The following is an 18488-nucleotide window of genomic DNA, read 5'->3' on the forward strand; positions in this document are numbered from 1 at the left end:
CTTCCTTCCGCAGCAGATTAACCCTTTACCGCTCCGGCTACCGCTTCAATGTAGTTTTTCTGGAAACACAGGAATACGAGAATCACCGGGATAATGGAGATAATCGTGCCTGCGGCTATGTAGCCAAATTTGTAATTGAACATGCCGTTGAGGTACTGCAAAGCCGTCGCAAGAGGATATTTCTGAGGGTCCTGCATAATAATGACCGGCCACAGGAATTGGTTCCAGTTGCCGATAAAGTCAAAGATAATCACCGTCGTGACCGTCGGCTTGATTTCCGGCAGCATGATTCTGGACCAGATTTTCAGCTCGCCTGCCCCGTCGATCTTCGCGGCGTCCATCAGCTCTTTCGGGATGCCGAAATAGGCCTGCCTCAGCAGGATGATACTGAACGCGCCGACCGAGCAGGGCAGGATGCAGCCCATAAAGGTGTTGAGCAAATGCATATAGGTTATGGTAAGGTACGTAATGACAAGCCCGGCGGCGGCCGGGACAATCATCAGCGCGACTAAAATACCGAAAACCGCCTTTTTGCCCGGAAACTTCATCATTGCCAGCGGATAGGCGCAAAGCGATGAAAAGACAACGTCTATCGCAATTGCGCCGACGGTAATGATCAGGGTGTTGACAATATACTGCGGAATATTCATGAATTTGATCACGCCGACAAAATTATCCAGGCTGTAAGCGCCGACTAAAAGGTTCAGATCATACAGATTGGCTCCCGTGCGAAAAGAAGTAATCAGCAGCCAGAGAAAAGGGCCTGCGAAAATCGCGGCGATCAGGGTCAGAACCGCATAACGCAGGATTTTCAAAACCGTCTTTTTGGCGTGCCTTGCCGCGCCGCCCTTTGCGGCGGCCGCATTATCCGTCATAAGTCATGCCCCCACCCTTTTTGCCGTACAGGAACACGGCTATGCTGAAAACGCTTGTAATCACGGCGAGCACCAGTCCAATCGCCGCCGAATAGCCGAATTCATAATCATTGAACGCTTTATAATAGGAGTAGTAATTGATCACCATCGTGGAATCGTTCGGCCCGCCCTGAGTAAGGACAAAGACGATGTCGAACACGCCGACCGCGGAAATCAGCGAGGTCAGAGTGCAGAACCAGACATACGGCTTCAGCAGCGGGATCTTCACCTTGACCATCGCCTGGAATCTGCTCGCTCCGTCGATCAGCGCCGCTTCGTCCAGCTCCGCCGGAATGGACTGGATGCCCGCAAGATAGAGCATCATGTAATAACCGAGTCCCTGCCAGACGGTGATGAACATGATGCACAGCATGGCGGAGTCGGGACTGTCTTTAAATCCGAGCGGCTGGCTGATCCAGCCCCACTGCATCAAAAGGTTATTGATCGCGCCGTTGGAATCGAAGAGAAATCCCCAGATAATGGAAACGGCGACCATGGAGGTGACAACCGGTATGTAATAAAGCACTCGGAAAATACTGATTCCGCGTATCTTCTTATTCACAAAAATCGCAAGCAGAATCGACAATATCTGCAAAGGAGGTACCGTAAGTACAAACAGCACGGAATTGAGGATCGCTATTTTGAATTCCGGGTCGTTGAACGCGCGGATAAAGTTTGCAAAGCCGATAAACTTCGTCTGCCCCAGCACGGAGTAATCGCAAAAGGCCAGGGGAATGCTTCCAACCACGGGAATCACGGCAAAAAAGAATAAAATAGCAAGCGCAGGCGCCATAAAACAATAAGCGACGATTGTTCGGCGTGTTTTGGGCTTTAATTGGCTCATGACCAGTCGCACCTTTCACCCTACAAGATTCTGAAACATCGTCATTTCTCAATTTCTCCGATCGTTTCCAGCCAAAACGCCGAATTTGGCGCCGCGGGCGGGGATAACGCTCCCTGTCCGCGGCGGCGGGTATTCTCGGCGCCGGAGTTATTGATTTTCGGCAAGAATCCTGTTTGCGCTCTCTTCGGCATCCTGAATCGACTTTTTGGGGTCCGTGCCCCCTTGGACGCAAGCTTCGTAAATTTTATTGATTGCGTTCTGAAAATTATCCTGATTCGGGATTCCGAGGCAGATATCCTTGGAATCCGCCAGCGTCTTCGCGGAGATGTCGCGGACCTGCCCCTCCAGCGTACTGGTGTCTGAAGAGAAGAACGGGTCGGCGGCCGCTTTGATTGTAGACGGCGAAACCGCGCATGCCTTGCACAGCGCCAGCTGGCACTTGTCGTTCGTAATATAATTGGCGAAATCGATCGCGGCCTTGTGGTTCTTGCTGGCCGCAGGAACAACCATATTCATCAGCGCGTCGTAAACGAACCCTGATTTTCCGACCATGGCGTTCGCAATCGCCGTCGTTTTGTAAATATTCGGAGCCTCATCTTTTATTCTGTTGATTGTCTCGCCGGATGAATTGATGACGGCAAGCTTTCCGGTTTCAAACAGCTTAATCGACGTGTCCCAATCGCCCCAGCCGGTCTTCGGCAGCAGGCCCTTCGACGTCATATCTTTCAGCTCCGTGATTTTGGAAAGCGTCCGGTCATTGTTGAAGGCGGCGGTCTTCTTGTCTTCGCTCAGCATCGGAACGCCGTCGAGGAACAGCGCGTGATTGAACTCCTCCGGCATATAAAGGTAAGCGCCGGTCTTGTCCTTCATGGTTTTCGCGAGTTTATCGGCTTCTTCATAGGTCTTCGGAACGGAAGCGATGCCGGCTTTTTCGAACAGCGCCTTGTTGTAAATCATCACGCACGGAGCCGCATACCACGGGAACGCGTAAACGGAATCGCCTATGCGCGCGGAATCGTAAAGAGATTTTATGTAAATTCCCTTCTGCTCCGTCGTTGCTTCCTTTTCCAGATCGACGATTGCGTTTTTGGCGACAAGCGCCAGCGTCATCTGCGTGTTCAGGTTCACAACATCCGGGGATTTTCCCCCGGCGGAAGCCGTGATCAGCTTCTGCTGAATGGACTCATACGGAAGATCAACCCATTTTATGGTAACGTTCTTATGCTCCGCTTCGTAGTCTTTGATCAGGCCGTTGAACAGGTCGGTAAAAGTCGGCTGCATGGAGATGGTCCACCATTCCACCGTAACCGGCGCGGAATCGGAACCGGAGCTTGTTTTTCCGGCCGCGGCGCTGCTTGCCGGGGAAGAGCCCGAACAGCCGGACAGAGCAGAACCAACTATGCCAAGCGCAAGGATTGTTGCAAGGATTCTCTTGGAAACACGCATATTGACACCCCCTCTTAAAAGTTATTGAAAGCGATACCGCAGTGAAAAAGCGGACACGTCTTCCGGCGAAAGCCCCTGAATGGAAGAAGGACCGGTCTGTCGAATGCGATAACACTTGCTCCCCCTGAAAATGAAGTTTTAAATTTTGGAGCGGCATCCGGCTGCCGTTCCCCGATTTGCTGGTTCAAGTATAGCACAATAAAAAATATTTTCAATAGATTTTGAAAATTATTTTTTATATACAGTTTTATTGAGCATTTTATAAAAATATATGTCTAGTTACTATATAATATAACCATAAATCTCTTACAAAAAAATAATAAGCTATGAATATAAAAAATATTTTTATTTTTTTCTTTTTAGAGGCAGAGCCTTGTGCCGCAGACCTGCCGCTTAAATTCCTTTTAATTTTGAAAGTTTCAAGCTTCCATAATGCAATTTTTTTGAAAAGTCTCCGTTTCTTTTAAAGGGATCGCTCCTCCCGCGCTTGACGGAAGCACCGGCAAAAGCTAGAATAAATCCGCCGACAGGAAAAATCACGAATCGGCTTCAAACAAATTGAAACGGAGGCATTTGCCATGGAACTGCAGTACCTGGGGACGGCCGCGGCGGAGGGAATCCCCGCGCTGTTCTGCCAATGCCCGCTTTGCAAAACGGCGCGCAGTCTCAGGGGAAAAGAGATCCGCGGACGCTCCGGCCTTGTCGTCGACGGCCGGCTGATGATTGACTTCCCTCCGGATATCTTGTCCTATGCCGTCCGGTTTGACCTTGACCTTGCCAAAATCAAATTCCTCGTCGTCACTCACAGCCATACGGACCATTTCGCACCGGCCGATCTCGTTCTCAGGCTCCCCGGCTGCTATTGCAGCATCACGGACGGCGAACCTGTGATCCGTGTGTACGGGAACAGCGAAGTTCTCCGTCTGACAAGGCGGGCGCTTCGCGCCGAATATCAAACGGACCATGTTGATTTTATCAGTACCGGTCTGTTGAAGGCATTTTGCAAGGCAGAACTCGACTCTTACGAGGTCACCCCCCTTCCGGCCGCGCACAAACCCGACGAAGAGGCTTTCATCTACCTTCTGCAAAAGGGCGGGGTCTCCCTGCTTTACGCCCATGATACCGGTTTTTTCCGTCCGGATGTATTCGAGTATCTGAAAAAGAGCAAAGTGAGGCTGGATATGGTCAGCCTTGACTGCACCTGCTGCGCGTCCAAGGAAGGAACCGCGCACATGGGTCTTCCTGACGACCTGGAAGTACTCAAAACGCTGCGAAGCTTCGGCGCCGTTACCAGTGAAACAAAATGCGTGATCAGCCATTTCAGCCACAACGGCGGGATGACCCACGCCCAGCTGGAGCAGGAAGCGAAAAAGCACCGTTTCATCGCCGCTTACGACGGCATGAAAATCAGTCTGCCGGAAACCTGACAATCCGCACGCCCGCAAGGCTCCTTCCTGGGCGTTCCCTGTTCTGATCCTCGGTCAGTCCGTCCCGCTCATTGAACTGTCTATTTTCAAAAAAGGCCGGGGCAGCCATCCCTTTCAGGGTGGCTGCCCCGGCCTTTTTTGGGGAAAATCCGCGGCCCTGCGAAGATGCAGGCGTGCGGATTTCCTATAACAAAGGCTTGGATTCCGGCGTCTTTCCAAAGGAAAAATAGAAATTTATATTTTTGCATGCAGAGAAGCCCTTCTCCTTGAAAGCCGCTTCAATTCTCGGGCGGGTTTCCGGGGTCACGGTCGTAAGGATCCGGCCATTTTCCGTTACCATTGAAATAAGCTGCTGAAAAAAGCCCTCCGGATAGGCCAGCGCTCCCGTATCGTATTCCACCACGATCAGGTCAAACCCGCCGCCGGAGAAAAACCGGCCGACATCATCCGGCGAACCAAAAACACACGGCTCGCAGATTGTGGCAAGATCCGCGAGGGTCTCCTGCGCCGTTGTCAGATAAAAGAGCCTCACTTCGCTGTTGCCCCATCTGCGATATTTGTTCTTGATCTGAAGCAGCGACGCCCCGCAGGAAGAGCCGATGCCAAGAATCCGGACCGGATCCGTTTTCCTACAGTCGGCCAGAGCCACCAGAGTGTCGTCGATTTCACTCGCAACCCAGGAATCGACACCGAATTTTTGATGAAACAGCGAACGGTTTCTTACCGCCAGATTATCTTCAAAGTATTCGTTGTTGAAGGTGACGGAACCGAAATGATGCACATAGGTATCCGCGGCGAGAACCAGCCGGTAACCCAGCCGCCGGATTCGGAAGCTGATCGCATCGTCGTCGTACGAGCCCGGATTAAAATCCTCATCGAACCCGCCGATTTTTTGTATTGTGTCCGTGCGGAACAGGCAGGTGTAAGTCACCAGGCGCAATCTGTCTTCCCAGAAGCGCGAGTTGCTGTGGTTATACTGGTCCGCGACGTTCTGCATTTCTTCCATGGAGCGGTACGGCAACGTAATCTGCTGCCGGTTGGAGGAATAATTACAGACCGGGACCGCCATTCCGATTTTGGGGTCCGATTCCATACAGGCGACCAGATTCTTTAACCAGCGGCTTGTCGGAACAATATCGTTGCTGAGGTTCATGGTGTATTTCCCCTCCGCAAGCCGGAACCCGCTGTTGATCGCCCGATCGACCCCGACATTTTTCGGAAAGCTGACCTTTTTCTCATTCGGAAGACTGTTGAAAAACTCTTCCGTACCGTCGGAGGAGCCGTTGTTCACGGTAATCAGTTCATAATCCACGTCCGTTGTATACCGGTACAGGTTTTCCACGCAAAGCTTCGTATAATCCAGATGGTTATAGGCCAGCAGCACGACGCTGACGGTCGGTTTTTTATGCTCAGACACAAACCTCAGTCCTCCGTTCCAACGGTCTTTTCCGCAGATTGGGAAAGAAAGCGGCGCAGCACATCAAGAATATAGTGAATCATTTCGTTTGTGATGCCGGGATACACACCGATAAAAAACGATCCGTTCAGGGCCTTTTCCGTGTGAATCAACTCTCCGGCGGTACGGCTTCGGATGTTCCGATACCCGGGATGGCGCAGAATATTCCCGGCAAACAGCATTCTGGTTTCAATTTGATTCTGTTCCAGATACGTGACGATTTCTTTCCGTGTAAACGGCGCGTCACCCCGTACGGTAAGGGGAAACGCAAACCAGGACGGCTCCGCCTTTGGCAGCGCCCTTGGCAAAATGAAATATTCTTCGTACTGTTTCACGCCGTTAAAAAGCGTTTCAAAGTTCTCGCGGCGCCTTTTGGTAAACTCCGGCAGCTTTTTCAGCTGTTCGACTCCGACCGCACACTGCAGGTCGAGCGGCTTCAAATTGTAGCCGATGTTGCTGTAAACATATTTATGATCATAGCCGTCCGGCAGTCCGTCAAAGATCTGGTCAAACCGGTGCCCGCAGGCACCGTTCGGATTTCGTTCCCCGGTTCTGCAGTAGCAGGCGCGCCCCCAGTCGCGCAGGGAAAGGGCCTGCCGGTACAGGTTCAGGCTGTTGGTCAGCAGCGCGCCGCCCTCTCCCATGGTGATGTGGTGCGCCGCGTAAAAGCTGTAGGTCGAAAGATCCCCGAATGTTCCGCAGCGTTTCCCATCGTAAAAGGAATCCAGCGCGTCGCAGGTGTCTTCCAACACATACAAACTGTGTTCCTTTGCAAATTCCATGATACGGTCCATTTCCGCGGGGTTTCCCAGCGTATGTGCCAGCACGACGGCGCGGGTCCGGTCGGAGAGCGCCGACTCCAGTCTGCGTGCATCCAGATTGTAGGTTCCTTCTTCCACATCGACGAAAACGGGAATCAAACCGTACTGCAAAATCGGATTCAGCGTTGTCGGGAATGCGAGCGCCGTGGTGATTACCTCATCGCCCGGCCTGAGCGGATGCGCAAGATTCGGCGAACAGAGCGCGCCGACCGCCAGCAGGTTGGCGGAGGAACCCGAGTTGGTCACAAGGCCGTAGTTCATCCCCATGCGCCGGGAAAAGTCGGAAACAAACCGATCCCCCTTTTCCCCAAGCGTCAGCCAGAAATCAAGCGCGCAATCGACGGCCGCCTGCATCTCCCGTTCGTCAAAGACGCGGCCCGCGTAATGGATTCTGCTCTTTCCCGGAATGAATTTTTCCTCCTGTTGTCTCAGTTTGAAAATTTCCTTTGTTTTCTCCAGTATCTCACGCCGCAGCGATTCCTCCGTCTCCACGGTCCCGCCCTCTTTCCTCATAGAAGCTCCAGAAAAGTATCGCAGACAAAATCCACGTCCTCATCGGTCATATTTGCCGCAGACGGCAGGCAGATACCCTTTTGCTCGATCGCCGCGCAGACCGGGTTTTCAAACCGCTGTTCGTACATCGGGAAACGGCTCATGCGGGGGAACGCGGGTCTTGCATGGATATTCCGGGCGCGCAGTGCCTCCAGAATCCGGTCGCGTTTTTCCTGCAAAACGCCGGGCAGCAGCAGGGACGGATAGCAATAGTTGCTTCTGCAGCCCTCCCGTTCGCGCACCAGCCTGATTTTGCCGATTCCCCCAAGATCGCTGTCGTAGCGCTCAAAAAGATTTCTCTTCTTTTGCATCAGATCATCCACGCGTTCCAGCTGTGCCAATGCCAGCGCGGCGGAAAGATTGCTGATGGTGTACTGGTACCCGAGCTCGTCGGACCAGAACACCGCCTCGCGGTCCGTCCTCCCCATATCCGACAGTCGGTAGGCCTTCCGGTAAAGATCTTCGCTGTCGGTCAGCAAAACTCCCCCTTCTCCGCTGACCGTCATTTTGGCTCCCTGAAAGCTGAAGCAGGAAAAGTCGCCGAACGAACCGACCTTTTTGCCGTGATACTCCGCGCCGACCGCCGGAGCCGCGTCCTCAATGACGAAAAGGCCGTACTCCTCCGCGAGCTTCATAATTTCATCCATCATGGCGGGCTGGCCGAACGAATGCACCAGCATGATCGCGCGGGTTCTGGGCGTGATCGCCTTTCTGACGCAGTCCGGATCGATCGTCCAGGTATCCGGCTCCACATCGGCGAACACGCATTTCGCCCCCGTGTAAGCGACCGCGTGGGCGGTGGCAACCCAGCTGAAATCGGTGACAATGACCTCGTCACCCTCTCCCAGTCCCAGGGCGGCGCAGGCAAGATGCAGCGCATGGGTGCAGCAGTGAACCGCAATCGCGTACTTGACGCCCACGTATTCGGCAAACGCTTTTTCCAGGCGTTTGATGTAATCCTCACAATGTTCGTACCATCCGTTTTGCACGGCGTCCAGAACATAGGACACTTCCTTTTCCGTAATGGACGGTCCCGCAAAGCTGATTTTATGGTTCAACAGATTTCCCTCCCGTTCAATTCGTTTCAGTAGTATTTTCTTCGCTATACCGCATCACCGTATGACACTTTCCCTCTCCGTTCTCGCCCGGCTGTTCTTCCCGCTCCACCACGAACCCGTTCTTCCTGTAAAAACGGATCGCATGGGGATTATCCTGAAACACCCGCAGGCGGATTACTTGAAGGCCAAGCTCGCGCCGCCCCCAGCGCAGCAGCGCCATGAGCGCGAAGCCCATCAGACCGGGGCGCGCGCTTTTTTCTCCGCGCAGGACGGCATCCACCTCGCAGCTCTTTTCCTCATAATCAAAACCTGCCAAGCCGATGTGGCCGACCGGCTTTCCGCCCGGCGCCTGAATCAGGAATAAAAGACGGTCCTCTTTTCCGATGACCAGGCGGTCTAGCCAGACGGCGGTTCCTTCCGGCGTCGCCGTAAAGGGTTTTGCATTCAATCCCGGATTTTCATTTCTCCATTTTGAAAGCAGGGATTCGATTCCCGGCAGGGAGACGCGGAAATCCGCCGTAACCGGCCTCAGGAAAGCCGCGGCGGCGCCGCTTTCATCCGGCACCGGAATCCTGCGCGGCGGAAAATCCCCGCCGACGCCTTTATACCGGTCGAAAACCGCCCTGATTTTAGCGCGATACCGCCGGGCTTCCCCGTACGGCTCGACAATCATGTTCCTGCGCAGTTCTTCCCGCAGCAGCAGGGGATTCTGGTCCTCGACCGGGCGGCCGACCTCCAGCTTCGGAACGACCAGAGTCGTTTGCGGCAGCGCAAATTCAATCAGCGCCGGCTCAGGCGAATTGAGCAGCTCCGACAGCTTTTCCGGGGATTCCCCCTCTCGTACGCGCGTATTTTCAATTCCGTAGGCGCCGGCAATTTTGCAAAAATCCGGCGCTCCGTAATCGTCGACCGTCGCGTTGAGTCTTCCGTCGAAATACAGTTCCTGAAACTGCCGTATCATGCCGAGACTTTGATTGTTGAACACCAGAATCTTTACCGGGATACGGTCCCGCGCAAGGACTTCCAGCTCCTGCAGGTTCATCTGCATGCCGCCGTCGCCCGTGACCGCCAGAACCTTTCCCCCGCTTCCGGCATACCACGCGCCGACGGCGCAGGGCAGCGCGAATCCCATCGCCCCCATGCCGCCCGAGGTCAGAAGCCGGTTTCCTTCCGAAAGGTGAAGGGACTGCGCCGCCCACATCTGATTCTGCCCTACGTCCAGACAGACGGCGTCCTCCGGGCCGATCAGTCCGGAGAGACGTTCAAGAATCCGGTTCGGGTTCCCCGGCCCGTTTTCGTTTCCGGCAGGATACCGGTTTTGATAACCCCGAACGGTTTTCCTCCATTCCTCCGTATCGGAGCAAATCTCGCCGGCATGGGAAAGCAGCTCTTCCAGGAACGCCCCCGCGTCGGCCTGAATTTGAAATTCATTTCTTTTTACCTCATGTTCGAGTTCGTCAGGATCAATATCTACCCGGATCAGCCTTGCGCCCCTGGCAAAGCTTTCCGGGTCTGTTCCGGTCTGCCGGGTATCAAGACGCGTTCCAACCGCCAGAACAAGGTCGCTGTTCGCAACGGTGAAATTCGCGCAGCGGCAGCCGTAGGAGCCGATCATGCCGACCGAGTTTTCCAGTCCCGCGCAAACGTCCAGCCCCATCAGCGAGGAAACGACGGGGATGCGAAGCCGCCCCGCCAGTTCCCTGAATTTCTGTTCCGCTCCGGACAAACGGATTCCTCCCCCCGCAAGAAGGACGGGGCGGCGGCTGGCGTTCAGCAGTTCTACGACTCTGCCGACGTCCGGTTTTGTTACGGGCGGCGGTGTTTCCCGATCGCCGTCCAGCGCTTCCGGCGGCACATCCTCCCGCTGAAGATCCATTGGGAGGTCCAGCAGCACGGGCCCCGGCCTTCCGGAAACCGCGATTCGCATGGATTTTTCCAGTTCTCGGCGAATCTCCATCGGATCCGTCACCCGCACGGCGTATTTTGTAACAGGAGCGGCAATCGAAACAATGTCGGTTTCCTGAAAACCGAGCTGTCTCAGTTTTTTCCTTCCCTTGTACTCGTAAGTATTGACCTGACCGGTCAGGTAAACGACCGGAACGGAGTCGAAATATGCGCTTCCGATCCCCGTGATCAGATTTGTCGCGCCGGGACCGCTGGTTGCCATGGCGACTCCCGGCGCGCCTTTCCTGCGCGCGTATCCTTCCGCCGCAAACGCCGCCGCCTGCTCGTGGCAGCATCCGATCAGCCTGATTCCGGGGGTACGGTAAAGAGAATCGATCAGATGCGTAACCGCGCCTCCGGGATAGCCAAACACATACTCACAGCCCGTTCCGGCAAGAAATGCCGCGATATAATCCGAAACCTTCAACCTGCTCTATCCCCTTTCTCCCCGCTTTGCTTCCCGCGGCTTTCTTCCACACGCGCGGTATAGTCCCGGATCTGCCCGAGGCACAGGGCGGAAACATCCGGCCTTTCAAACCCGCGGTACCATTCCATCGTCATCCCGAGCGATTCCTTCAGGGAAAGCTGCGGAAACCAGCCAAGGAGTGCGTTTGCCTTTGTACAGTCAAGGTTTAAAAACGAGGCCTCGTGGTCGGAATCAGGGTCGGATAAGTCCTCCCAGCTCCCGTCCCCCCACAGGCCGATTACCGCGTCCGCCACTTCCCCCACCGATGCGAGTGACCCGCCGCACGGTCCGAAATTCCAGGCTTCCGCGGTTTTTTGGGGGTCCGAAAACAAACCCGCAGCCAAAAGTAAATAACCGTACAGCGGTTCCAGCACAAACTGCCACGGCCGAACCGCGTCCGGATTTCTCACCCCGACCGGTTCGCCTTTTCTCAGCGACCTGATACAATCCGGCAAAAGCCGGTCTTCGGACCAGTCCCCTCCGCCGATCACATTACCCGCCCGTGCCGTGGCAACGGGCATGGAGAAGGACCTCCGATACGCGGAAGCCACAAGCTCCGCGCAGCCCTTGCTCGCGCTGTACGGGTCATACCCGCCCATCGCGTCGCTTTCCCGGTAGCCCCAGATCTGCTCCCGGTTTTCGTAGCATTTGTCGGAGGTGACAATCACACAGGAACGCACGCTCCCGGTCTTTCGAACGTTTTCCAGCAGATTGACGCAGCCCATGACGTTGGTCTCAAACGTCTCGGCGGGAACGCGGTAAGACTTTCGTACGATCGGCTGGGCGGCAAGATGAAAAACGATCTCCGGCTGAAAGACATCGAAGATTTCCGCAAGACGTTTGCGGTCACAAACGTCTCCGCGCAGATCCGTCAGTTTGTCCTTCAGCCCGCACAAGACAAAATTCCCGTAATCGGACGCCGGCGGCAGCGCATAACCGATTACCTTCGCCCCCAGGGCGTCGAGCCACATCGAAAGCCAGGAGCCTTTGAACCCGGTGTGGCCGGTTACAAGAACCCTTTTGTTCCGAAACACTCCGCCGAACAAATCCTTCTGTGCTAACTCCATACTTTCCAAGGCGCATCTCCCCTGTTCCAAAGAGCATTTACCCGTTCAACGTCCTTGTAAGTATCGATTGCGGTCCAAAATCCGTCATGGCGATAAACGGATATCTGGGAATCCGCGGCAAGGCGGTGCAGCGGTTCCTGTTCAAACGCGCAGTCTTCAGAAGGGATATACTCGAAGACCTCTTTTTTCAGAACCATAAATCCGCCGTTTATGATGTCCTTCAGCACGGGCTTTTCCCGGAAGGCCGTGACATTTCCACCCCGAAGCTGCATAACTCCGAACGGCGAGACCGGGTTTACCCCCGTCAGCGTGGCGATTTTGCCGGACCGCGTGTGACAGTCCTGCAGAGCGTGTAAATCCACATCACTCAGCCCGTCGCCGTAGGTCAGCATAAACCGATCCGAATCAATGTATTCCCGGATCTTTTTGATTCTGCCGCCCGTCAGCGTCTCCGGACCCGTGTCGACAACCGTAACGTTCCAGTCCTCATCCCGGCTGGTCAGGTACCGGACCTCCCCGCTGTGCCCGGTTTGAATTGAAAAATCGTTATTCAGCCACCGCATTTCCATAAAGTATCGTTTGATCATGTCGCCCCGGTAACCGACGCACAGGATAAAATCATGCAGTCCGTAAAAAGAATAATGCTTCATGATATGCCAGAGAATCGGCCTTCCGCCGACCTGAACCAGAGGTTTGGGCCGGAATTCCGTTTCCTCCCTCATCCGCGTTCCTTTTCCTCCGCACAGGATTACCGTTTGCATTGCATCTTCCGCTCTCCAATCGTCTCATCTATATGCGCCGTTCATAACATAAATCCGGTCTGACTCAGTATATGCGGGATCTCTTTTCCAGGTTCAGGATACGGTACATAATTCCATATATGAATTTTATCCGTTTCCATGGGAACGGCGCCTTGTTTGTACGCATATACTGGCAAAAGCCGCAGGAAGCATCCATGGATCATTACAGCGGCTGGAAATTTGATGTGCAGGTGAAATATATGAGCAATATAGCATTGCAAATCGAACGGTCGGCAAGCGGGTCGATCGCAGCCGGCAGCAATGTAATTTTTGATACAACCGTGTATCTTGCGGGGAATGTCACCTATAACAGCACGACCGGAGTCATTACCTTTTTAGAGGCCGGCCGATACTCACTAAGCTGGTGGGTAGCCACGCAGGCGACGCTTTCCAGCAACGGAACCGTTTTTGCCCTGTCCTCTTCGCAGGGGGATTTTTTGGAGGGGAATTCTCCGTTAAGGGCGGATGAAGTTTCCGGGATCGGCATTATCGACGTGACTGTGGCGCCCGTAACGGTTTCACTGGTGAACGCCAGTACAACCGATGTGTTTTATGCGAACGTTGTCCCGTTGAAAGCGACCCTGGTTGTAATTGAGGACGATCTGGTCGGACCGACGGGAGGAACTATCGGGCCGACAGGGCCAACAGGGCCGACAGGACCAACGGGTGCAGCCGGACTGACAGGACCGACCGGAGACACCGGACCGACCGGACCAATCGGAGATACCGGACCGACAGGACCGACCGGGGACACCGGACCGACAGGACCAGTCGGAGATACCGGACCGACAGGACCGACCGGGGACACCGGACCGACCGGACCAATCGGAGATACCGGACCGACAGGACCGACCGGGGACACCGGACCGACCGGACCAATCGGAGATACCGGACCGACAGGACCGACCGGGGACACCGGACCGACCGGACCAATCGGAGACACCGGACCGACCGGGGACACCGGACCGACAGGACCGACCGGAGACACCGGACCGACCGGACCGACCGGGGACACCGGACCGACCGGACCAATCGGAGATACCGGACCGACAGGACCGACCGGGGACACCGGACCAACAGGACCGACCGGAGACACCGGACTGACAGGACCGACCGGAGACACCGGACCGACCGGACCAATCGGAGATACCGGACCGACCGGGGACACCGGACCGACCGGACCGACCGGGGACACCGGACCGACCGGGGACACCGGACCGACAGGACCGACCGGAGACACCGGACCGACCGGACCGACCGGGGACACCGGACCGACAGGACCGACCGGAGACACCGGGCCAATAGGCCCAACGGGCGACACCGGACCGACAGGCCCAATCGGCGATACCGGACCGACAGGACCGACCGGAGATACCGGACCGACAGGACCGACCGGGGACACCGGACCGACAGGACCAATCGGAGACACCGGACCGACAGGACCGACCGGAGACACCGGACCAATAGGCCCAACGGGCGACACCGGACCGACAGGACCAATCGGCGATACCGGACCGACAGGACCGACCGGAGACACCGGGGCAATAGGCCCAACGGGCGACACCGGACCAACAGGACCGACCGGAGACACCGGGCCAATAGGCCCAACGGGCGACACCGGACCGACCGGACCGACCGGCGATACCGGAGCAACCGTCCAGTTACGTGGAATTCAGACTCAGCTTGACGACAGCCCCGGAGGCACCGTGACCGACGGTTCAGCGGTACTCTTCAATACAATTCTTAGTGACCAAAGCCCCAATATCTCTTATAATGCCGCAACCGGTGAATTCACCATTACCGAAGTAGGAATTTACTATGTCAGTTGGTGGATTGCAGAAGACAGCGCCGGTGTTGCGACATCGGTAAACTTCAGCGTAACACTGAACAGCGTTCCAGGACCGGTCGCATACTCGCCATTAACGACGGGCCAGGTCAATGGCAGTGCAATCGTCACGGTAGGCGCCACTCCCGCTACCGTCACTTTAACGAACCAATCGGGAGCTACCGTAACCTATTCCACTACAGCTGTTCAGGCAGGCATAACCATCATTGAAGTAAGCCTTTAATGAACTCGGGAGGAAAGTAATTTGAGCAATATTGCCCTACAAATAGAACGAACCGCCGTCGGCGGGAATATCGCTCCGGGCGGAAACGTCATTTTTAATAATGTTATTTATTCATCAGGCAATATCCTATATAATTCCGCGACCGGCGTCATTACAATCGGCGATAACGGAAGATATGTTTTTAACTGGTGGCTTGCCACTCAAACCTCATCCGGAGCATCCGGGATCGACTACGCGCTGGTTTCTTCGCAAGGCGACAATATTGAAGGCGTGCTGCCTATTCGAACCGGAGAGGCTTATGGCATAGGAATTATAGAAGTAAACACTGCGCCTGTTACTGTATCTCTGCAAAACGCAACTGCAGGTACTACGATTTTAACCTCACAGTTTTCTCCCAACGCATCCCTTACCGTCGTGGAAGACGACACGTTGGGGGAAACCGGACCAACCGGGCCGACAGGACCCGCGGGCGGACCAACCGGGCCGACTGGGCCAACCGGACCGTCCGGCGGACCCGTGGGACCAACCGGACCGACAGGGCCAACCGGACCAACCGGCGTAACAGGTCCCACGGGCCATAGCGGAGCACAGGGTCCTCAGGGAGCAATGGGATTTGTGGGACCGGCAGGACCGGCAGGGCCGACCGGTCCGACCGGGCCGTCCGGCGGACCTATGGGACCGACCGGAGCAACCGGACCAACCGGGCCGTCCGGGTCGACCGGGCCGAGCGGAACAACCGGGCCGACAGGTCCGACGGGATCTACCGGTGATACCGGACCGATCGGACCGGCGGGCGGACCAACGGGGCCAACCGGGCCAACCGGACCTGGCGGACCCGCGGGCGGGCCTACGGGGCCAACCGGACCGACAGGGGCCGCGGGTTCCGTCGGAGCAACCGGACCTACAGGACCGACAGGGGCCGCGGGTTCCGTCGGAGCAACCGGACCTACAGGACCGACTGGGGCCGCGGGTTCCGTCGGAGCAACCGGACCTACAGGACCGACTGGGGCCGCGGGTTCCGTCGGAGCAACCGGACCTACAGGACCGACTGGGGCCGCAGGTTCCGTCGGAGCGACCGGGCCAACCGGAGACACTGGACCGACTGGGGCCACGGGTTCTGTCGGAGCGACCGGGCCGACCGGCGACACCGGGCCAACGGGTGACACCGGAGCAACCGGACCGACCGGAGACACCGGAGCAACCGGACCTACCGGGCCGACTGGAGACACTGGACCGACGGGTGACACCGGACCGACGGGACCAACCGGCGATACCGGGCCAACCGGCGATACCGGGCCAACTGGCGACACCGGACCAACTGGCGACACCGGGCCGACGGGGCCAACTGGAGACACTGGAGCAACCGGAGACACGGGGCCAACCGGCGACACCGGACCGACGGGCGACACCGGACCGACCGGAGATACCGGGCCGACGGGCGACACCGGACCAACCGGCGATACCGGGCCAACCGGAGACACAGGACCGACCGGAGACACAGGACCGACGGGCGACACCGGACCGACGGGCGACACCGGACCAACCGGCGACACCGGACCAACCGGCGACACCGGGCCAACCGGAGACACCGGACCAACCGGCGACACCGGACCGACCGGAGACACCGGAGCAACCGGGCCGACTGGCGACACGGGACCGACCGGAGACACGGGGCCAACCGGTGATACCGGGCCAACCGGCGACACCGGACCAACTGGCGACACCGGACCAACTGGCGACACCGGGCCAACTGGAGATACCGGGCCGACTGGAGACACTGGACCGACGGGTGACACCGGACCGACGGGGTCAACCGGTGATACCGGACCAACCGGCGATACCGGGCCAACCGGCGATACCGGGCCAACCGGCGACACCGGACCGACGGGTCCAACCGGGGACACCGGACCAACCGGCGACACCGGACCAACCGGCGATACCGGGCCAACCGGCGACACCGGGCCAACGGGGCCAACCGGTGATACCGGACCAACCGGCGATACCGGGCCAACCGGCGACACCGGACCGACGGGCGACACCGGACCGACGGGCGACACCGGACCGACCGGCGACACCGGGCCAACTGGCGACACTGGACCGACTGGAGACACCGGGCCAACGGGGCCAACCGGTGATACCGGACCAACCGGCGACACTGGACCGACGGGCGACACCGGACCGACGGGCGACACCGGACCGACGGGCGACACCGGACCCACCGGCGACACCGGACCGACCGGCGACACCGGACCAACTGGAGATACCGGGCCGACTGGAGATACCGGGCCGACCGGAGACACAGGACCAACTGGACCAACGGGTGACACCGGACCGACGGGTGACACTGGACCGACCGGAGACACCGGGCCGACCGGAGATACCGGGCCAACTGGCGACACTGGACCGACCGGAGACACCGGGCCAACGGGGCCAACCGGTGATACCGGACCAACCGGCGACACCGGACCAACTGGTGACACCGGACCGACCGGCGACACCGGGCCGACGGGCGACACCGGGCCAACGGGCGACACCGGGCCAACGGGCGACACCGGGCCAACGGGGCCAACCGGTGATACCGGACCGACTGGAGATACCGGGCCGACCGGAGATACCGGGCCAACTGGCGACACTGGACCGACCGGAGACACCGGGCCAACGGGGCCAACCGGTGATACCGGGCCAACCGGCGACACCGGGCCAACCGGCGACACCGGACCAACCGGCGACACCGGACCGACCGGCGACACCGGACCAACTGGAGATACCGGGCCGACTGGAGATACCGGGCCGACCGGAGACACAGGACCAACTGGACCAACGGGTGACACCGGACCGACGGGTGATACCGGACCGACTGGAGATACTGGGCCGACCGGAGATACCGGGCCAACTGGCGACACTGGACCGACCGGAGACACCGGGCCAACGGGGCCAACCGGTGATACCGGACCAACCGGCGACACCGGACCAACTGGTGACACCGGACCGACCGGCGACACCGGGCCGACCGGCGACACCGGGCCGACGGGCGACACCGGGCCAACGGGCGACACCGGGCCAACGGGGCCAACCGGTGATACCGGACCAACCGGCGACACCGGACCAACTGGTGACACCGGACCGACTGGCGACACCGGGCCAACTGGGCCAACTGGTGACACCGGACCAGGCGTAACAACCTTCGGTTATGTTTACAATTCAGGAACACAGGCCGTTGCCAGCGGCGCCGACGTCACATTCAGCAACAACGGTCCTCTCAGCGGAATTACCCATACCGCCGGTACAGCCCAAGTAACCGTGCCGTCCACAGGAACGTATCAAATCGACTATTATATCAACATTACGGCGGGAACGGGAGCTTCCCTCTCCATTGCAGTGAACGGAACTCCGGACGCATCAACGACCATCGATCTGCTGGTCGGGACCGGCGTGGTTTCCGGCACCGCAATGCTGACGCTGGCGGGCGGCGATGTTTTGACCCTTAGAAACAGTTCCGGCGCCACCGCATTTACTTTGGGAACCTCTGTCAGCTCGCAATTTGACGTAATCTTTTTAAGCTAATCCTTTTCGGGGGCCGCCGCTGCGGCGGCGACCCCCCAGTTTTATAAAAGAGGTGTTTTC

Annotated in this window: 12 protein-coding genes; 3 read left to right on the forward strand and 9 right to left on the reverse strand. The window is 57.5% G+C overall.

Translation table 11 applies throughout. The features are described 5' to 3' along the window. Nucleotides 1-17: 17 nt before the first annotated feature. The 3 genes from HCR03_RS07245 to HCR03_RS07255 form a co-directional block, all read right to left on the reverse strand. Nucleotides 18-875 carry a carbohydrate ABC transporter permease gene (locus HCR03_RS07245; protein ID WP_083209978.1) on the reverse strand — a complete coding sequence of 286 codons (858 nt, stop codon included), beginning with the start codon at nt 873-875 and terminating at the stop codon, nt 18-20. Continuing rightward, nucleotides 865-1758 carry a carbohydrate ABC transporter permease gene (locus HCR03_RS07250; RefSeq protein WP_066643995.1) on the reverse strand — a complete coding sequence of 298 codons (894 nt, stop codon included), beginning with the start codon at nt 1756-1758 and terminating at the stop codon, nt 865-867. Before HCR03_RS07250 ends, HCR03_RS07245 begins: the two co-directional genes overlap by 11 nt. Nucleotides 1759-1905: 147 nt before the next feature. Further along, on the reverse strand, nt 1906-3204 hold the full coding sequence (locus HCR03_RS07255) for an ABC transporter substrate-binding protein (protein WP_187037375.1): 1299 nt from the start codon (nt 3202-3204) through the stop codon (nt 1906-1908). A gap of 578 nt (nt 3205-3782) precedes the next feature. On the opposite strand from HCR03_RS07255, the gene HCR03_RS07260 reads away from it, so the two are divergent. After that, nucleotides 3783-4631 carry an MBL fold metallo-hydrolase gene (locus HCR03_RS07260; protein ID WP_187037377.1) on the forward strand — a complete coding sequence of 283 codons (849 nt, stop codon included), beginning with the start codon at nt 3783-3785 and terminating at the stop codon, nt 4629-4631. Between the two features lie 184 nt (nt 4632-4815). On the opposite strand, the gene HCR03_RS07265 is transcribed toward HCR03_RS07260, so the two are convergent. Genes HCR03_RS07265 through rfbF form a run of 6 tightly spaced genes read right to left on the reverse strand, consistent with a single transcriptional unit; the run spans nt 4816 to nt 12756 of the window. Further along, a complete protein-coding gene (locus tag HCR03_RS07265) occupies nt 4816-6048 on the reverse strand; it encodes a glycosyltransferase family 2 protein (RefSeq protein WP_187037379.1) in 1233 nt (410 codons plus the stop codon). A gap of 5 nt (nt 6049-6053) precedes the next feature. After that, nucleotides 6054-7400, reverse strand: a complete 1347-nt coding sequence (rfbH, locus tag HCR03_RS07270) for a lipopolysaccharide biosynthesis protein RfbH (protein ID WP_228725142.1) — start codon at nt 7398-7400, stop codon at nt 6054-6056. A 17-nt stretch (nt 7401-7417) separates the two neighbouring features. Continuing rightward, nucleotides 7418-8518 carry a DegT/DnrJ/EryC1/StrS family aminotransferase gene (locus tag HCR03_RS07275; RefSeq protein WP_187037383.1) on the reverse strand — a complete coding sequence of 367 codons (1101 nt, stop codon included), beginning with the start codon at nt 8516-8518 and terminating at the stop codon, nt 7418-7420. Between the two features lie 16 nt (nt 8519-8534). Next, complete coding sequence (locus HCR03_RS07280) at nt 8535-10889, reverse strand: GNAT family N-acetyltransferase (RefSeq protein WP_187037385.1); 2355 nt, start codon at nt 10887-10889, stop codon at nt 8535-8537. After that, nucleotides 10886-11995 (reverse strand): CDP-glucose 4,6-dehydratase, encoded by a 1110-nt coding sequence (gene rfbG, locus HCR03_RS07285; RefSeq protein ID WP_187038048.1) that lies wholly within the window; start codon nt 11993-11995, stop codon nt 10886-10888. Before rfbG ends, HCR03_RS07280 begins: the two co-directional genes overlap by 4 nt. Then, nucleotides 11986-12756, reverse strand: a complete 771-nt coding sequence (gene rfbF / locus HCR03_RS07290; protein WP_187037387.1) for a glucose-1-phosphate cytidylyltransferase — start codon at nt 12754-12756, stop codon at nt 11986-11988. Before rfbF ends, rfbG begins: the two co-directional genes overlap by 10 nt. Before the next feature lie 194 nt (nt 12757-12950). On the opposite strand from rfbF, the gene HCR03_RS07295 reads away from it, so the two are divergent. Beyond that, on the forward strand, nt 12951-14864 hold the full coding sequence (locus tag HCR03_RS07295) for a collagen-like domain-containing protein (RefSeq protein ID WP_228725143.1): 1914 nt from the start codon (nt 12951-12953) through the stop codon (nt 14862-14864). Nucleotides 14865-14885: 21 nt separating this feature from the next. Continuing rightward, nucleotides 14886-18428 carry a BclA C-terminal domain-containing protein gene (locus HCR03_RS07300; RefSeq protein ID WP_228725144.1) on the forward strand — a complete coding sequence of 1181 codons (3543 nt, stop codon included), beginning with the start codon at nt 14886-14888 and terminating at the stop codon, nt 18426-18428. Nucleotides 18429-18488 lie beyond the last annotated feature (60 nt).

Origin of the sequence: Caproicibacter fermentans (genome assembly GCF_014303955.1) — a bacterium.
GTDB classification, from domain to species: domain Bacteria; phylum Bacillota; class Clostridia; order Oscillospirales; family Acutalibacteraceae; genus Caproicibacter; species Caproicibacter fermentans.

Excerpts from the sequence above, each read along its gene's own strand:
- HCR03_RS07245 (WP_083209978.1), bottom strand. The coding sequence starts at position 875 with ATGACGGATAATGCGGCCGCCGCAAAGGGCGGCGCGGCAAGGCACGCC.
- HCR03_RS07255 (WP_187037375.1), bottom strand. The coding sequence starts at position 3,204 with ATGCGTGTTTCCAAGAGAATCCTTGCAACAATCCTTGCGCTTGGCATA.
- HCR03_RS07250 (WP_066643995.1), bottom strand. The coding sequence starts at position 1,758 with ATGAGCCAATTAAAGCCCAAAACACGCCGAACAATCGTCGCTTATTGT.
- HCR03_RS07260 (WP_187037377.1), top strand. The coding sequence starts at position 3,783 with ATGGAACTGCAGTACCTGGGGACGGCCGCGGCGGAGGGAATCCCCGCG.
- rfbG (WP_187038048.1), bottom strand. The coding sequence starts at position 11,995 with ATGGAGTTAGCACAGAAGGATTTGTTCGGCGGAGTGTTTCGGAACAAA.
- rfbF (WP_187037387.1), bottom strand. The coding sequence starts at position 12,756 with ATGCAAACGGTAATCCTGTGCGGAGGAAAAGGAACGCGGATGAGGGAG.
- HCR03_RS07295 (WP_228725143.1), top strand. The coding sequence starts at position 12,951 with ATGGATCATTACAGCGGCTGGAAATTTGATGTGCAGGTGAAATATATG.